A 13,804-nucleotide genomic window follows, 5' to 3' on the forward strand; every position below is an offset into this window, starting at 1 on the left:
TCAGCTGGAAAAGTATCGTTATCTTTTTCAATGCGCAAAGGAAAGCAATGATTTTGATTCATTTATGAAATTCGCAGTGTAGTTTTGTGCAATTTTTCAAATTTGCTCATTTATAGTATTCTATTCATATTTTTTATTTTTATTCAAAAAAGCCATCAGCCCGATGAAAATGTTTTTTACATCTTCATCGGGCTGATGGCTTTCAATTATGAACAGACGGTGAATGCGGACTAACCTATTCACCCGACCTACAGTGGCTATCTGTTCTATTTGTTAATTGTACAGGTAATTTGCAATGTCTTCGCTTTTGATATTCTCAGCATCGATCCATACCGGATCAAGTAAAACCTTCTTATCAATCTTTGTTTCCTTCTTCGGTGCAGTAGACTGAATAGCCGCCCACATGGTCTGATATCCCATCGCATAAGGATTCTGTGAAAGCACTCCCAGTTCTTCCCCTTTCTGGATCGCTTCCTGCTGTTTGCTGGTTGCATCTACGCCTACTATAGCAACTTTATTTTCTCCTGTGTCCTTATTTACCTCCAGAAACATTTCAGAAACCTCGGCATTGGTGCAGAAAACACCATCCAATGCCGGATATTTATCCAGAACTTCCTTCATGGCTTCCTTCATATCATCAACCTGGTCAGAATATACGGTTTCCACCACTTTAATATCCGTATAATTTGCAATATTATCCAGAAATCCTTTTACACGCTCCTGCGCGCTCTGTGTTTTCTCCTGTGCGGAAAAAACAGCCACATTTCCCATTTTTCCAATGGCGCTGCCAAGCTTATATGCTGCATATTTGCCGATCTGTGTATTGTCTGTTCCACGGAAAGCTCTGACCAGCTTTGTATCACTGACATTGGAATCAAATGCGACCACCGGAATTCCGTTCTCTTTCGCTGCTTCCAGCTGTGCCTGACAGGAATCCATATCTCCGGCAGAAAGACACACTACAGATGGATTCTCAGCGATCACTGCATCAAGAGTATTGATCTGACTTTCTACGTCCTCTTCATCATCCGGACCCTCAAAGGTCATCGTGATCTGCTTGTCTTTTTTGAAACCATACGCCTCATTTACGTCCTTGACAGCAGCTTCCATTCCTTCTTTTACTTTATTCCAGAACTCGCCTTTTTTGCTTTTGCTGACAACAGCTATTCTGGCACCTTCTTCAATAGAAAGAGTGTCATCGATCTCAGGGATCAGCGGGCTTTTTTCTTCTTCCACTTCGGTTGCTTCAGGGGTTTCCTGGACATCTGCTACAATCGGTGCAACAAGCTTTTCTACTTCTTCTTTCTGACAGCCTGTCAGCAGGGTTGCCACAGCCAACAAGGCTGCTGACGCTACTGCAGCTCTTTTCATTGTAATCTCCTCTTCCTCGCTGGTTACTGTTCTTTATCGTCTGCCTTGTCCGTCCACAGTAACTTATACTTTACAAAAATCTTACATTTGGTTACTTGCTTTTTACATTATACACTTTTTCGTATTTCCGTCCAGAGTTTTTACACTTTTTTCACAAAATCCAGAAACGCGCTTCCCTGTGGCTCTGTTTCAAACTTCATCATTTTTCCTGTTCTGGGGTGTTTGAATTCCAGACAACTGGAACAAAGTCCCAGTGATGTACCTTTTTCTCCCGAAGGATTATATTTCCGGTCTCCAAGAAGGGGCAGTCCCTCATGAGAGAGCTGCACACGGATCTGATGATGCCGACCTGTTTCCAGCCTGATCTTAAGAAGTGTCCGGGATTTTCCGTTTATCTCCTGCTGATCCAGAACTTTATAGTGAAGGATCGCTTTTTTTGCTCCCGGTGTATTGGCAGACACCACCTGAGACATGTTGGCTTTTCCATTTTTTTTCAGATAGTCTGTAAGAGTCCCTTCTGAGCTCTTTGCTTTTCCCTCTGTTACTGCCAGGTAATATTTTCCGGCGCCTCCTGCCATCATCTGTTTACTCAAATTTCCTGCTGCTTCGGATGTTTTCGCAAATACAAGAATGCCTTCTACCGGCTGATCAAGGCGATGTACTACTCCCAGATATGGGATCTTTCCCGGTGTTTTTTGTGCCAGATAATTTTTCAGAGCACTTTCCATATCCATTGTTCCTATTTTTGCTGCCTGCACCGGCATTCCTGCTGTTTTTCTGCACACAAGGATCTCTTTGTCTTCATATAAAATATTTTCTTCAATCTGATAATTCCACATATTTTCTCATCTTACTTCCTTTCTCACAGAAGTATAACTGATGATGTTTTTGATGGCAACTGATAAATATAACTGTTCGGAAAATCTCTGATCGAAAATTTTGCTCTCTGCTCGGATCATATTATTTTATCCAGGGCTTTTCGGAACGGTTATATACTTAATATATGCAATCTTATATACACAACGAGACGGTCATCACTTTTTTTACTTTTACAGTTTCCAAAAATGATGACCGTCTCAACACTCTTCGTTATTCAATTTTTCTTCCTCTTCGTTCTTTCGAATAAAGTTTTCTTGTTATACTTATTATACTTATCAATCGAAATCTTTGATTTTATATACTTTATAAAATAATTTCGATTCTCCTTATTCAATTTTGAAATTTTTCTTTTTCAGATTCTCTCTTCTTTTTTATTTCCTGCTCATAAACGACTGATATATGTAAGTATATCTTTTCGATTATTTAGAAAGTTTTATAGATCAGAAATCATTTTTTACGATGTTTGATTTCCTGTTTATCTGAAGAATTTCGGTGGTTATACTTTTTCCTGTTCACTAAACAATTCTGGACTTAACTTCTTAAATTCAAAACCATTTGTCATCTCTGTACTTTGCAATCTGCTGATTCAAATCGACCTATTGGGATTTTCTCCTCTGCAGTTCTTTAAAGTATCCTGGAAAAAAGTTCCTGCCCGATTCTTCTATTTTTAATATCCTCTCAGATATTCTTCTGATGCAAAGCTTCAATCCATATCCTAATGGTTCTGATATGCATTTCAAAGTATCGTTCTCATCTTCACGTTTGTTCTTGGAATCTCTTCTTTCCAACGAACCGGTGAGTTGAGGGTTTTACTCTTTCGGGAAATATTTCTTTACATATTTCCTGAAATCTTTGTATCAGGTGTGTGACAGTTGTTCAATATGAGTTACCGATTCTATATTACCTGAAATACTGATTTCCTTTTGTTTCTGATTTCTTAAAATATAAGTAAGATTTAAGAGGATCTTATTTATATTTCATAAAAGAAACTTCTGTTTTCTTAAGGTGTATCATATGTGATCTGTATCAGGTCTTTCTTGCAGGAAATCCGGTTCCTGTCACTCTCATATTGATGATGGTGTTTGTTTATGTTCCCACTGGAATCACCTTTTCCTTTCTTCATCCTTCATGTGCATCTATGCTATGAATTGAATGATTTTCTTTTTTGTTTTTTGTTTTTCTCTTGTTGTTTTTGATGGTCTTATAATAACATCGTTGCGTGTATTTGTCAATACATTTTTGTGTTTTTATGCTATTATTTTTATTTATTTGTTTTGTTATGTGTTTATATTTTATAATTTGTTTGTATTTTTTATTATTTTCTGTTAATTTATACTATTGTGAAGTTGTGAAGGTAGGGTATATGTCGCGAACGGACGGACGGGAAGGACGGGCGGGGCGGGTGAGGCTTCGGAGGTCTAGTGCTTCTAAGGCTGCGGGGATTCTGCTAAAACCGCTGAAAAAATCCCAGAACTCGCTAACGCTCAAACAGCTGGGATTTTTCCAGCAACGCAGCCTCCCCGCGGCCTAAGAAGTACTACGACTCCTGCAGAGTCACCCGCCCCTCCCGTCCTTCCCGCCCTGACTTTCGAACATGGAAAGTTAGTTAGAAAAGTTTCTGTGTGACTGTATTGGCACTGCAAACATTGCAATGTTTGTACTTTGCAATGTTTGCAGGGGATTGAGATAAACTTTATTCGAAAGAACGAAGAAGAAGAAAAATTGAATAACGAAGAGTGTTGAGACGGTCATCATTTGTTGAGCTTTTCTTGATATTTTTACCGGGGCTGGGATTTGTCTCTGGGAATGTCAGCGTGAGGTGTCCTGTGGGGAGCAGGGGCTTCGGAGTGAGCCTTTGGTCATACTTGGCGGCTGAGGTGACCTGTGGAAAGGTATTCTGCGGATACAGGCCGCAGAATAAGGCCCATCTGTCTGAGCCAGGTACGCATCAGCGTACATGGCGAGTTATGGGCCGGCCTTTTCACAGGTTGCCTCAGACGCTTAGTATGACCAGGCGAAACGACAGCCTCTGCTCCCCACAGGACACCTCACGCGTCCGCATCGTCCACATCCCATAACCAAATATCCATAACCTTAAAAATGTCCCACAACCACACTCCAAAAACAAAAAAGCAGACCGGCAACCTCGATTAAAACGGTCACCAGTCTGCAAAACAACACGGAAATTCTTAAATTACTATATTCCGCTCTGCAGCATATTCATGAACACACTTCCATCACCTTCACGCTCTATATGTGTTCAATCCCTGCATCTATCTACGATTATAATTGATCAGACAACCCTTAAGGATGATCTCTCTCTCATCATCTGTCAGCTCACCCAGAGTTACATCGAACTCCTTCAGAGCATCACCTTCAACAGTATATCCCTTGATCACGTCTGCTTTTTCCTCAACCGCCTTGCGGATTCCCGGGAAGAACAGATAATCACCATTCTTGAACGGAAGATCTCCGGACGGGATCAGGAATGGAAGCATACCCCAGTTGATCAGATTGGAACGATACCTCTTGGTTGCATACTCATTGGCAATGTTTGCCCAGCCGCCAAGTACCTTCTGGCAGGATGCAGCCTGCTCTCTGGCAGAGCCATCGCCCGGTTTCACTGCAAAGATGGTACTTCCTACGCCAAGGTTGGTCTTATCTACATCCGGATAAGTCTTGTTGATGGTTTTAATAACCGGTTTCAGTTCCGGAACAGCCTCTGCCGGGCAGTTACCTGCCTGGATCGCCTTCTGTGCTGCCTGGATCTCTTTTGCACGGCCAACATAAGCCGGATCCTTTCTGGACAGTGTGAACTCTGCAAGTCCAAGCGGATTGGAACGGTAGGAGGATGTCTCACCGGACGGAATCAACTCGTCAGTGGTAGTAACCGGATCGTGGATCTCGGAAACAACCTTCAGGATCAGGTTGTCTGCAAGTGCAGCCATCTCCGGCCAGTCTTTGATATTCGGTCCAAACTGGATCTCTACGCTTGGATCTGCCACGCCCTTGCTGTCAAATACACGGTTCTCGTAGATAGACTTATCGAAGTAGTATTTATGCTCGGAATAGCTTCCGTCAAACTCCTCTGCTGAGGTAAGGAATCCCTTGTTTGCTGCTGTAGCTGCAATGGAACGTGCATCCATAAGTGCAACTGAAGAAATCTGACCGTTCTGGATCTTGGAGCCTTCACGGTTCGGGAAGTTTCTGGTTGTATGACGGATACTGAATGCATTGTTTGCAGGTGTATCTCCGGCGCCGAAGCATGGTCCGCAGAATGCAGTTTTCACAACTGCGCCTGTTCCGATCAGTTCTGCAAGAACACCATTCTTAGCCAGTTCCATGTAGATTGGAGTACTTGCCGGGTATACACTTAAGGTGAAGGCATCATGGCCGATATTTTTGCCCTTGAGGATATCTGCTGCAGCGCAGATATTCTCGAATCCACCGCCTGCACAGCCGGCGATGATTCCCTGCTCAACATAAAGCTTGCCATCAACTACCTTGTCTCTCAATGTGAACGGAATCTTTCCGTCAAGACTTACCTGTGCTCTCTTCTCCACATCTGCAAGGATATCGTCAAGGTTTGCCTTCAGCTCATCGATGGTGTAGGTGTTACTTGGGTGGAACGGCATTGCGATCATTGGTTTGATCTCACTGAGGTCGATCTCTACACAGCCGTCATAGTATGCAACGTTGCCCGGTTTCAGTTCTTTATAATCCTCCGGTCTTCCGTGGATCGCATAGAATTCCTCGATCTTCGCATCTGTCTGCCAGATGGAGGAAAGACATGTGGTTTCTGTTGTCATAACATCAACACCGATACGGAAATCTGCGCTTAAGCTGGCAACGCCTGGTCCAACGAACTCCATAACCTTATTCTTCACATAGCCGTTGGCAAAAACCTCGCCGATGATGGCAAGCGCAACATCCTGCGGTCCTACACCCGGACGTGGAGCACCTTTCAGATAAATAGCAACTACTCCTGGCATATTAATATCGTATGTCTGGCAGAGAAGCTGTTTTACAAGCTCCGGTCCGCCCTCTCCCATAGCCATGGTTCCAAGTGCTCCGTATCTTGTATGACTGTCGGAACCGAGGATCATCTTTCCGCCGCCTGCAAGCATTTCTCTTGCAAACTGATGGATAACTGCCTGATGAGGCGGTACATAAACTCCGCCGTACTTTTTGGCACAGGTGAGACCAAACATGTGGTCATCTTCATTGATGGTTCCGCCTACTGCACAGAGGGAGTTATGGCAGTTGGTCAGTACATATGGTACCGGGAACTTCTCAAGTCCTGAAGCTCTTGCAGTCTGGATGATTCCCACAAATGTGATATCATGGGAAGTCAGTTTATCGAATTTGATCTGAAGTTTCTCCATGTTATCGGATTTATTATGAGCCTTGAGAATAGAATATGCGATGGTATTCTTAGCAGCCTCTTCTTTCGCTACAGGCAGATCAGCCTGGTTCTCGGGAATGATTTCCTGTCCGTTCTGAAGATAAACGCCGGTATCGTAAAGTTTCATTTCGGTTCCTCCAATCTGTAATGATTCTTTTTTTCATAATTTCGTTTATTATAGAGGATTTTTACACATTAGTCAATAAAAGTGATCACGACTGGTGCATTGTTTTGCGTACAAGCGTTATTGTCCTGTGCTTTACTTTCCCTGCAAAATCCGCTATACTGAAGACCATATCGGACGGATATTCATATTCTGCCGGCTGTGGCAGTTTCAATACGGAGGTACTGTTTATGTTTCGTTTATGGGGAAAAATATGGAAAGACAATCGCATGCTTCAGGACACCGTTGTCTGTGATGACAGCGATGATACCAGAACCCACAAGATCTTTCACGGACTTGAGGAAATCTGTTATCAGATGGATCTGGGAAATCCTATCTGGCTGGATGCCACAGTGCGGGATTTCAAAAAGCATGATAAGGCCCGCTTTTATCAGGATAATTTCATTGAACATATTGAATTCGACTACCTGGAGATCCAGGTGATCGAGGAAGACTGAGTAACATATAAAAGGACGCAGGAAAGCCACGAATGCTTATCCTGCGTCCTCTTTTTTCAGAAATCCCCAATCTGGGAGGTATATTTCAGAAGATCATGCTTACTGCTTTTAATGAAGTTTATGCTCTCAGCCAGGAGAAAAACGTAACGCTCCGTATGGCAGCTTACATGGTTGCGATCAAGAGGATCACCACAGCCGGAAAGCTCCGCGGCGGCCCGATCTCCATGGGTTGATAAGGTATAGCTGATAAATTCCTTATCTTACACAACTGCATACATAAAAAAGCTCTCCGGCGGATACAGAGAATCGTATCTGCCGGAGAGTTTTTTTTGCATCCGGTTTCCTTATTCCGGAATATCTTTGTGTACATTTCTGTATTTTCTCAAATATACCGGGATATGTTTTTACTCTGCATTCATAAATTCCCGTATGATCTCCCGCATGATCTCTTCCTCCTCCGGAGAAAGCATCTTGCTGAAGTGGCTTCCGGTAGCAGCCGTCTGACGGATACTTCTGGTGATCTTATCTACGATCTCTTCCTGCAGAACAGAATCCGGCTTTTCTGCGACCGGTACTTCCTCCACCCAGGTACGGACCTGTTCCACATAATCTGCAAGAGAAGCCATCACAAGCTCTTCCTTATAAGAAAAGTCCAATGCCTGACGAAGAAGAAGCAGTACTACCGGCACTGCCGCCCCTATATAAAGATAAAGCATAGACAATCCTTCCCTGTATCCCAGTCTGCTGTTGAGAAAAACAGACAGTCCCAGAAGAAATGTACAAAACAGTGACGGATACCATACAAATCGGTTCATCCGATGCCAGAGCCTGTCCCTTGACTTCCACAGGTTCAGCCATTTTTCTTTGAGATTCTGTAATCGCTGCGTATTTCGGATCATTCTTCGGTAGGTAAGGTTTGTTGCCAGCATCCCCAGACCGCCGATACATCCCATGGATGTCATGACGTAAAGCGGGATGTTCAGCTTCATGATCATCTCCAGCATAAGCCCTCCCTTTTTCACTGCCGCACAGTGCCTGAGCGTGCTTTTGTTCTATAGCCGCACTGCTCATCGCCTTAGGAATATTATACTTCTATATAACTTAACTGGAAAGAATTTTCGTTCGTCAAATGCTGCCCCTGTTTTCGGTCTTTTTACATTTCCTGCAGTGCTTTGACTACATTTTCAAATTTCATGAAGTGAGAAGCCTTTACGAGGATGGTATCTCCAGGTTTCACATATGTGTTCAGGTTCTTAAGAAGGCTTTCCAGATCTTTTTCCCGGATGACTGTCAGATCCGGATTGGTCTGAGATGCCTTTTCCGCGATATGGGCTGCAAGTGGTCCTACGCAGATGCATGCATCGATCCTGCACTGACCTGCATGAATGCCTACACCTTCATGAAGTGCAGCTTCATCCGTTCCAAGCTCACCCATATCGCCAAGAATGGCAACCTTTCTTCCAAGTCCGTCCTGAAGAACATCCAGGGAAGCCTTCATGGACATGGGATTTGCGTTGTAGCAGTCATCTACGATCATGAATTTATCGGTCTCGATCATATTGAATCTTCCGCTGACCGGTTCCAGGCTTTCGATGCCATTTTTGATCTGCTCTGCATTCAGTCCGTAAAGTCTGCCCACAGCTGCTGCTGCCAGTGCATTGGATACCATATGACGTCCCGGCATTGGAATATCTACATGAAATGTCTGGAGTTCTCCGTTCTCTGCCATTTTTCCCTTCAGACAGATGTCACAGCTCATTCCCTTCAGGCCACGGCTTTCCACATTTTCACAGGTAACAGAAGCATTTTCTCCGTTTCCGAAAAATACCGGCTGCATGCCGTTGTATTCCTTTACTGTGGAAAGCTTATCATCATCACCGTTAAGTACGATATTTCTCTTCACATACTGAAAAATCTCTGTTTTTGCCTTCAGGACGCCGTCTCTGTCTCCAAGGTTTTCCAAATGGCAGGTTCCGATGTTTGTGATCACGCAGGTGTCCGGTTTTGCGATCTTTGCAAGACGGGTCATCTCACCGAAATCACTGATTCCCATTTCCAGAACTGCGATCTCATCTTCATCACGAAGGCGGAATACTGTCAGTGGAAGTCCCAGCTCATTGTTGAAATTCCCCTGGGTTTTCAGTGTACAGTATTTTTCCTTCAGCACAGAGGCGATCACCTCTTTTGTGCTGGTCTTTCCAACGCTTCCTGTGATTCCCACAACAGGAATATCAAGCTGCTCCAGATAAAACTCCGCAATGTCCTTTACTGCCTGAAGGGAGGAGCCTACCTGGATATACGGATGATCCGCCCCTTCAAGAGTTCTCTCGGATAAGGTCGCGAGTGCACCTGCTTCCATTACCTGCGGGATAAAACGGTGAGCATCCACACGCTCTCCTACTACCGGTACAAAAAGACCTCCTTTTTCCACCTTACGGCTGTCCGTTGTGATCGCAGTCACTTCCTCCTGAAGTTTTTCCTGCGGGCCGTGGTAAATACCATTGCAGACTTTTGTGATATTTTCCAATGTAAGATTTTTCATGAATAAAATCCTTTCTTTTGCCAGAAACTCCTCCTGTCAACAGGAGGAGTTACGGTCAGATATTTTATTTGCTGTATTTCTTAAAAGAAATGCGGATCAGTTCTTCACAGAGGTCCGGATAGTCGATTCCCAGGACCTTTGCTTCCTGCGGGATCAGACTGGTGGGTGTCATTCCCGGAAGTGTGTTTGCCTCCAGGCAGTACATATCACCGTTTTCTTTCATCATGAAGTCAAAACGTGCATAGCCCTCAATGCAGAGAGCCTTTGCGCCAGCTTCCGCATAATGCTGCATTTTCTCGGTCAGTTCCGGTGAGATCTCAGCCGGACAGGTTTCTACTGTGGAGCCTGCCTGATATTTGTTCTTGTAATCATAAAAGCCCTGCTTCGGTGCGATCTCGATGATCGGATAAGCCTTTCCGTCTACAACTGCAACGGAAAACTCACGCCCCCTGATATACTCTTCAACAACTACCTCATCTTCATAAGAATAAGCACCATCAATGGCATCCTCATATTCTTTCTGGTTGTTTACAATATAAACACCTACGCTGGAACCACCGCAGCATGTTTTTACAACAACAGGAAATTCCATACCAAGATCATGGATGTTTCTTGTACAGTTTTCTTTCAGCATGGAAACGCCCTTCGGTGTCGGTACCTGATCCATGAGAAAGATCTTCTTGGTGAGGCCCTTATCCATAGCAAGGGCACTGCTTAAATATCCGGTTCCTGTGTAACGGATCCCCAGAAGATCGAAGGTTGCCTGAACCTTTCCATCCTCTCCGTTGGAACCGTGAAGTCCCATAAATACAATGTCTGCTGCCTGACACAATTCCAGTACATTCGGTCCGAAAAAGCTTCTTCTTGTGCGTTTGATCTCTTCGATATCATCATCGAAGCTTCTCATATACTCTGCCGCAGAATCTACCTCATAATCTTTATCTCCAAAGGGCTCATCCCAGTCCACCGGCTCCAGTCCGCAGAAAATATCTACAAGAATGGCATTATGGCCTTTCTTACGAAGTGCCTTGCAGACACCGGTTCCTGTTACGATGGAGATCTCTCTTTCTGTACTGGTTCCGCCTGCCAATACAACGATATTCATACTTTCATCTCCCTTGATGATCTTGTGTTTTCTTTTTTCGTATTCTTTTAATATTTCTTTTAATCTCTTATTCATAAACTACGATTGGTACTCCTACACTAATATTATTATAAATGATTGCCGCCTTATCCTTCGGGGTGTTTACACAGCCATGAGAACCATTTGTGATATAGATCTGCCCGCCATACTGTGAACGCCAGCTTGCGTCATGGATTCCGACTCCTCCGGAAAACGGCATCCAGTATGTAACCGGTGATGCATATCCAGGTCCCTTCAAAACTGCCGGTGAACGCATGGCATCCAGTGCAAAGCATCCGGTCGGTGTGGAATGGCCCTTTCGGACACAGCCGGTAACTACCGGTGTATCTACCAGAAGCTGTCCGTCTTTATAGAATACCATTCTCTGGTTGGTCAGGTCAATCTCTACATATGTATTTCCGATATCATTGGTATCTCTGCAAAGTCCACTGTAAGCATACGCCGGCTGTCTCACTTCTGTAGTTCCTGCAAGAATGGCATTATAAAGCCATTCAGTCTCTGTGGTCTGATCGATAGCCCATCCGTAATCACCGCCCTTGATGGTTTTCTGGCGGCCATCGTAAGTGGTAAATGTCCTCGTGCAACCAAAGGTATCATATTTATATCCCAGGCTGTTCACATAAGCTGCAACCTGATCTTTATTTACTATATAATCTCCGTTTGCGTCCCTGACCAGCCAGTCTTTGATGGTATTTCGGTCAAGTTGTTCCGACCGGTCCGAAAAATCATAGGTGATCACGCAGCTGGTAAGCTTGTTCATCTGGTCACAATCTTTTTTCAGAGCTTCATCGTCTTTATATATCGATGGTTTTTTGTAGCAGTTTTTCTTTTCCAGACTAACTGTTTTGTCTCCTGCGGAAACAGCTGCACGGATCACCTTCTGAACCTTTTTTGTATCCAGGGTCGTTCCTTCTTTTTCCGGCTGGATCTCGTAGGTTTCGCCATTATCCTTAATGCATGCGTCTGCAGGCTTTTCCATATTGTCCTTCTGCATGCATTTCAGATTCTTCACAGCCTCTGTCAGTTTGTTCTGATCTTCATAAGCAGTATCCGTTGCCAGTGTATATTTTTTCTTCTGATTAAAAGCAAGGAACCATTTGTACCGGTCCTGTTTCTTGATCAGCTTTTTGGCTCCGTCATCCGGCTTGTAGACCAGTCCGGCTTCTTTTGCGGTAATACTCTCTTTTCCGTTGTTTCTTGTATCAACGGTAAGAACATATGCCTGCACTTCCTTTGCAAGAAGCTTTTCTGTTTCATCTGCAGTTTTATAGGAGCAGTTAAAACCATTCACCTGAGATCCCGGCAAAAAATGATCTGTAAAATAGTGTACACCATATCCATAAGCCCCTGCTGTAAGGATCAGCAGGATCATGATCAGTGCAATGACCAACTTTTTGCCTGTTTTCATTTTTTCTTTTTCCTCATCCATGAGCTCTCTCCAATAGTTATGACTGCCCGGTATTACGCATGCTGAAATACCGGGCAGTCTGATGTGATCGATTTATTTCTCCAGAAGTTTTTCCACACTTACAAGCTTCACACAGAGAACAAATACCTCTGCTGCCTTGCCAAGCTCCTCAACGCTTGGGTAGCTTGGTGCAATACGGATATTACTGTCTTTCGGGTCCTTTCCATATGGATAGGTTGCGCCCGCTCCAGTCATAACAACGCCTGCTTCTTTTGCTTTGGCAACGATGGCTTTCGCACAGCCTTCCATAGAATCAAAGGAAATGAAATATCCGCCGTGAGGTTTGGTCCACTCACCGATTCCAAGTCCGTTAAGCTCTTTATCCAGTGTTGCGAGAACAAGCTCGAATTTCGGACGAAGGATGTCTGCGTGTTTCTTCATATGCTCATGCAGTCCGTTGATATCTTTGAAGAAACGAACGTGACGAAGCTGGTTCAGTTTGTCGTGTCCGATGGTCTGTACAGTCATGTATTTGCGGAAGTCATCCAGGTTCGCCTTGGATGCAGCAACTGCTGCGATACCGGAACCAGGGAAGCTTACCTTGGAGGTAGAAGTAAATTTATAAACAATGTCCGGATTTCCTGCTTTCGCACACTCATCAAGAATCTCAAGAAGGAAATCCTGATTGTCATCATAGAGATGATGGATGCTGTAAGCGTTATCCCAGTAAATACGGAAGTCCGGTGCAGCCGGCTTCAGATGCGCAAAACGCTTAACTGTTTCTTCGGAATAGGTGTAGCCCTGCGGATTGGAATATTTCGGAACACACCAGATTCCTTTTACTGCCGGATCTTCATTGACATATTTCTCAACCATGTCCATATCCGGACCTTCCGGAGACATCGGAATGTTGATCATCTCAATGCCGAAAAATTCTGTGATACGAAAATGACGGTCGTATCCTGGTACAGGACAGAGGAATTTCACCTTGTCAAGCTTGCACCATGGTGTATTTCCCATTACTCCGTGGGAATAGGAACGTGCAATGGTATCGAACATTACGTTCAGACTGGAGTTACCATAGATGATGATATTCTCTGGCTCTACCTCTGACATCTCACCGAGAAGTCTCTTGGCTTCCGGGATTCCGTCGATGACTCCATAGTTACGGCAGTCCACACCGGTCTCACATTTCAGATCTGCATCCCCTGCAAGTACTTCCATCATTTTCATGGAAAGATCAAGCTGATCCGGTGCAGGTTTACCACGGGACATATCCAGTGCCAGACCTTCGGCTTTGATCTCGTCGAACTCACGGTCAAGTTCTTTCTTTAAATCGAGTAGCTCTTCCCTGCTCATCTCACAATATTTTTTCATAAGTTTGCTTCTCCTCTTTTTGTGCACAGTTTCATATCTGCGGTTGCTGTGTTTCTT

Annotated in this window: 10 protein-coding genes; 2 read left to right on the forward strand and 8 right to left on the reverse strand. The window is 44.1% G+C overall.

Going from position 1 to position 13,804, the window contains the following annotated elements; translation table 11 throughout:
• Window positions 1–273: 273 nt before the first annotated feature.
• The 3 genes from DMI82_RS13285 to DMI82_RS13295 form a co-directional block, all read right to left on the reverse strand.
• Complete coding sequence (locus tag DMI82_RS13285; RefSeq protein WP_110103581.1) at window positions 274–1,371, reverse strand: substrate-binding domain-containing protein; 1,098 nt, start codon at window positions 1,369–1,371, stop codon at window positions 274–276.
• Between the two features lie 140 nt (window positions 1,372–1,511).
• Entirely contained in the window at window positions 1,512–2,210 is a 699-nt protein-coding gene (locus DMI82_RS13290) for an RluA family pseudouridine synthase (protein WP_092069748.1), read from the reverse strand.
• A gap of 2,313 nt (window positions 2,211–4,523) precedes the next feature.
• A complete protein-coding gene (locus DMI82_RS13295) occupies window positions 4,524–6,782 on the reverse strand; it encodes a hydratase (protein WP_110103582.1) in 2,259 nt (752 codons plus the stop codon).
• A 227-nt stretch (window positions 6,783–7,009) separates the two neighbouring features.
• On the opposite strand from DMI82_RS13295, the gene DMI82_RS13300 reads away from it, so the two are divergent.
• Both DMI82_RS13300 and DMI82_RS13305 read left to right on the forward strand, forming a co-directional pair.
• Window positions 7,010–7,276: a hypothetical protein gene (locus DMI82_RS13300; RefSeq protein ID WP_015526267.1), complete on the forward strand. Its 267-nt coding sequence runs from the start codon at window positions 7,010–7,012 to the stop codon at window positions 7,274–7,276.
• Between the two features lie 32 nt (window positions 7,277–7,308).
• Window positions 7,309–7,509, forward strand: a complete 201-nt coding sequence (locus DMI82_RS13305; RefSeq protein ID WP_110103583.1) for a hypothetical protein — start codon at window positions 7,309–7,311, stop codon at window positions 7,507–7,509.
• A gap of 171 nt (window positions 7,510–7,680) precedes the next feature.
• Here the strand turns inward: DMI82_RS13305 and DMI82_RS13310 are convergent, their stop codons facing one another.
• From DMI82_RS13310 to DMI82_RS13330, 5 genes are all read right to left on the reverse strand, one after another.
• Window positions 7,681–8,280, reverse strand: a complete 600-nt coding sequence (locus DMI82_RS13310; RefSeq protein WP_110103584.1) for a hypothetical protein — start codon at window positions 8,278–8,280, stop codon at window positions 7,681–7,683.
• Between the two features lie 149 nt (window positions 8,281–8,429).
• Entirely contained in the window at window positions 8,430–9,818 is a 1,389-nt protein-coding gene (locus DMI82_RS13315) for a UDP-N-acetylmuramoyl-tripeptide--D-alanyl-D-alanine ligase (RefSeq protein ID WP_110103585.1), read from the reverse strand.
• 64 nt (window positions 9,819–9,882) lie between these two features.
• The gene (locus DMI82_RS13320; RefSeq protein WP_044961514.1) at window positions 9,883–10,923 is read right to left on the reverse strand and encodes a D-alanine--D-alanine ligase family protein; all 1,041 of its coding nucleotides are present in this window, start codon (window positions 10,921–10,923) and stop codon (window positions 9,883–9,885) included.
• Between the two features lie 67 nt (window positions 10,924–10,990).
• Window positions 10,991–12,391: a L,D-transpeptidase family protein gene (locus tag DMI82_RS13325; protein WP_110103586.1), complete on the reverse strand. Its 1,401-nt coding sequence runs from the start codon at window positions 12,389–12,391 to the stop codon at window positions 10,991–10,993.
• Between the two features lie 72 nt (window positions 12,392–12,463).
• Window positions 12,464–13,747, reverse strand: a complete 1,284-nt coding sequence (locus DMI82_RS13330) for a hypothetical protein (RefSeq protein WP_021651427.1) — start codon at window positions 13,745–13,747, stop codon at window positions 12,464–12,466.
• Window positions 13,748–13,804 lie beyond the last annotated feature (57 nt).

Origin of the sequence: Blautia sp. BCRC 81119, assembly GCF_003184505.1 — a bacterium.
Lineage (GTDB): Bacteria > Bacillota > Clostridia > Lachnospirales > Lachnospiraceae > Blautia_A > Blautia_A fusiformis.

Bases quoted from the DNA above. Each gene is read 5' to 3' on its own strand.
- DMI82_RS13315 (WP_110103585.1), bottom strand. From the start codon at position 9,818: ATGAAAAATCTTACATTGGAAAATATCACAAAAGTCTGCAATGGTATT.
- DMI82_RS13325 (WP_110103586.1), bottom strand. From the start codon at position 12,391: ATGGATGAGGAAAAAGAAAAAATGAAAACAGGCAAAAAGTTGGTCATT.
- DMI82_RS13300 (WP_015526267.1), top strand. From the start codon at position 7,010: ATGTTTCGTTTATGGGGAAAAATATGGAAAGACAATCGCATGCTTCAG.
- DMI82_RS13295 (WP_110103582.1), bottom strand. From the start codon at position 6,782: ATGAAACTTTACGATACCGGCGTTTATCTTCAGAACGGACAGGAAATC.
- DMI82_RS13320 (WP_044961514.1), bottom strand. From the start codon at position 10,923: ATGAATATCGTTGTATTGGCAGGCGGAACCAGTACAGAAAGAGAGATC.
- DMI82_RS13310 (WP_110103584.1), bottom strand. From the start codon at position 8,280: ATGCTGGAGATGATCATGAAGCTGAACATCCCGCTTTACGTCATGACA.
- DMI82_RS13330 (WP_021651427.1), bottom strand. From the start codon at position 13,747: ATGAAAAAATATTGTGAGATGAGCAGGGAAGAGCTACTCGATTTAAAG.
- DMI82_RS13285 (WP_110103581.1), bottom strand. From the start codon at position 1,371: ATGAAAAGAGCTGCAGTAGCGTCAGCAGCCTTGTTGGCTGTGGCAACC.
- DMI82_RS13305 (WP_110103583.1), top strand. From the start codon at position 7,309: ATGCTTATCCTGCGTCCTCTTTTTTCAGAAATCCCCAATCTGGGAGGT.
- DMI82_RS13290 (WP_092069748.1), bottom strand. From the start codon at position 2,210: ATGTGGAATTATCAGATTGAAGAAAATATTTTATATGAAGACAAAGAG.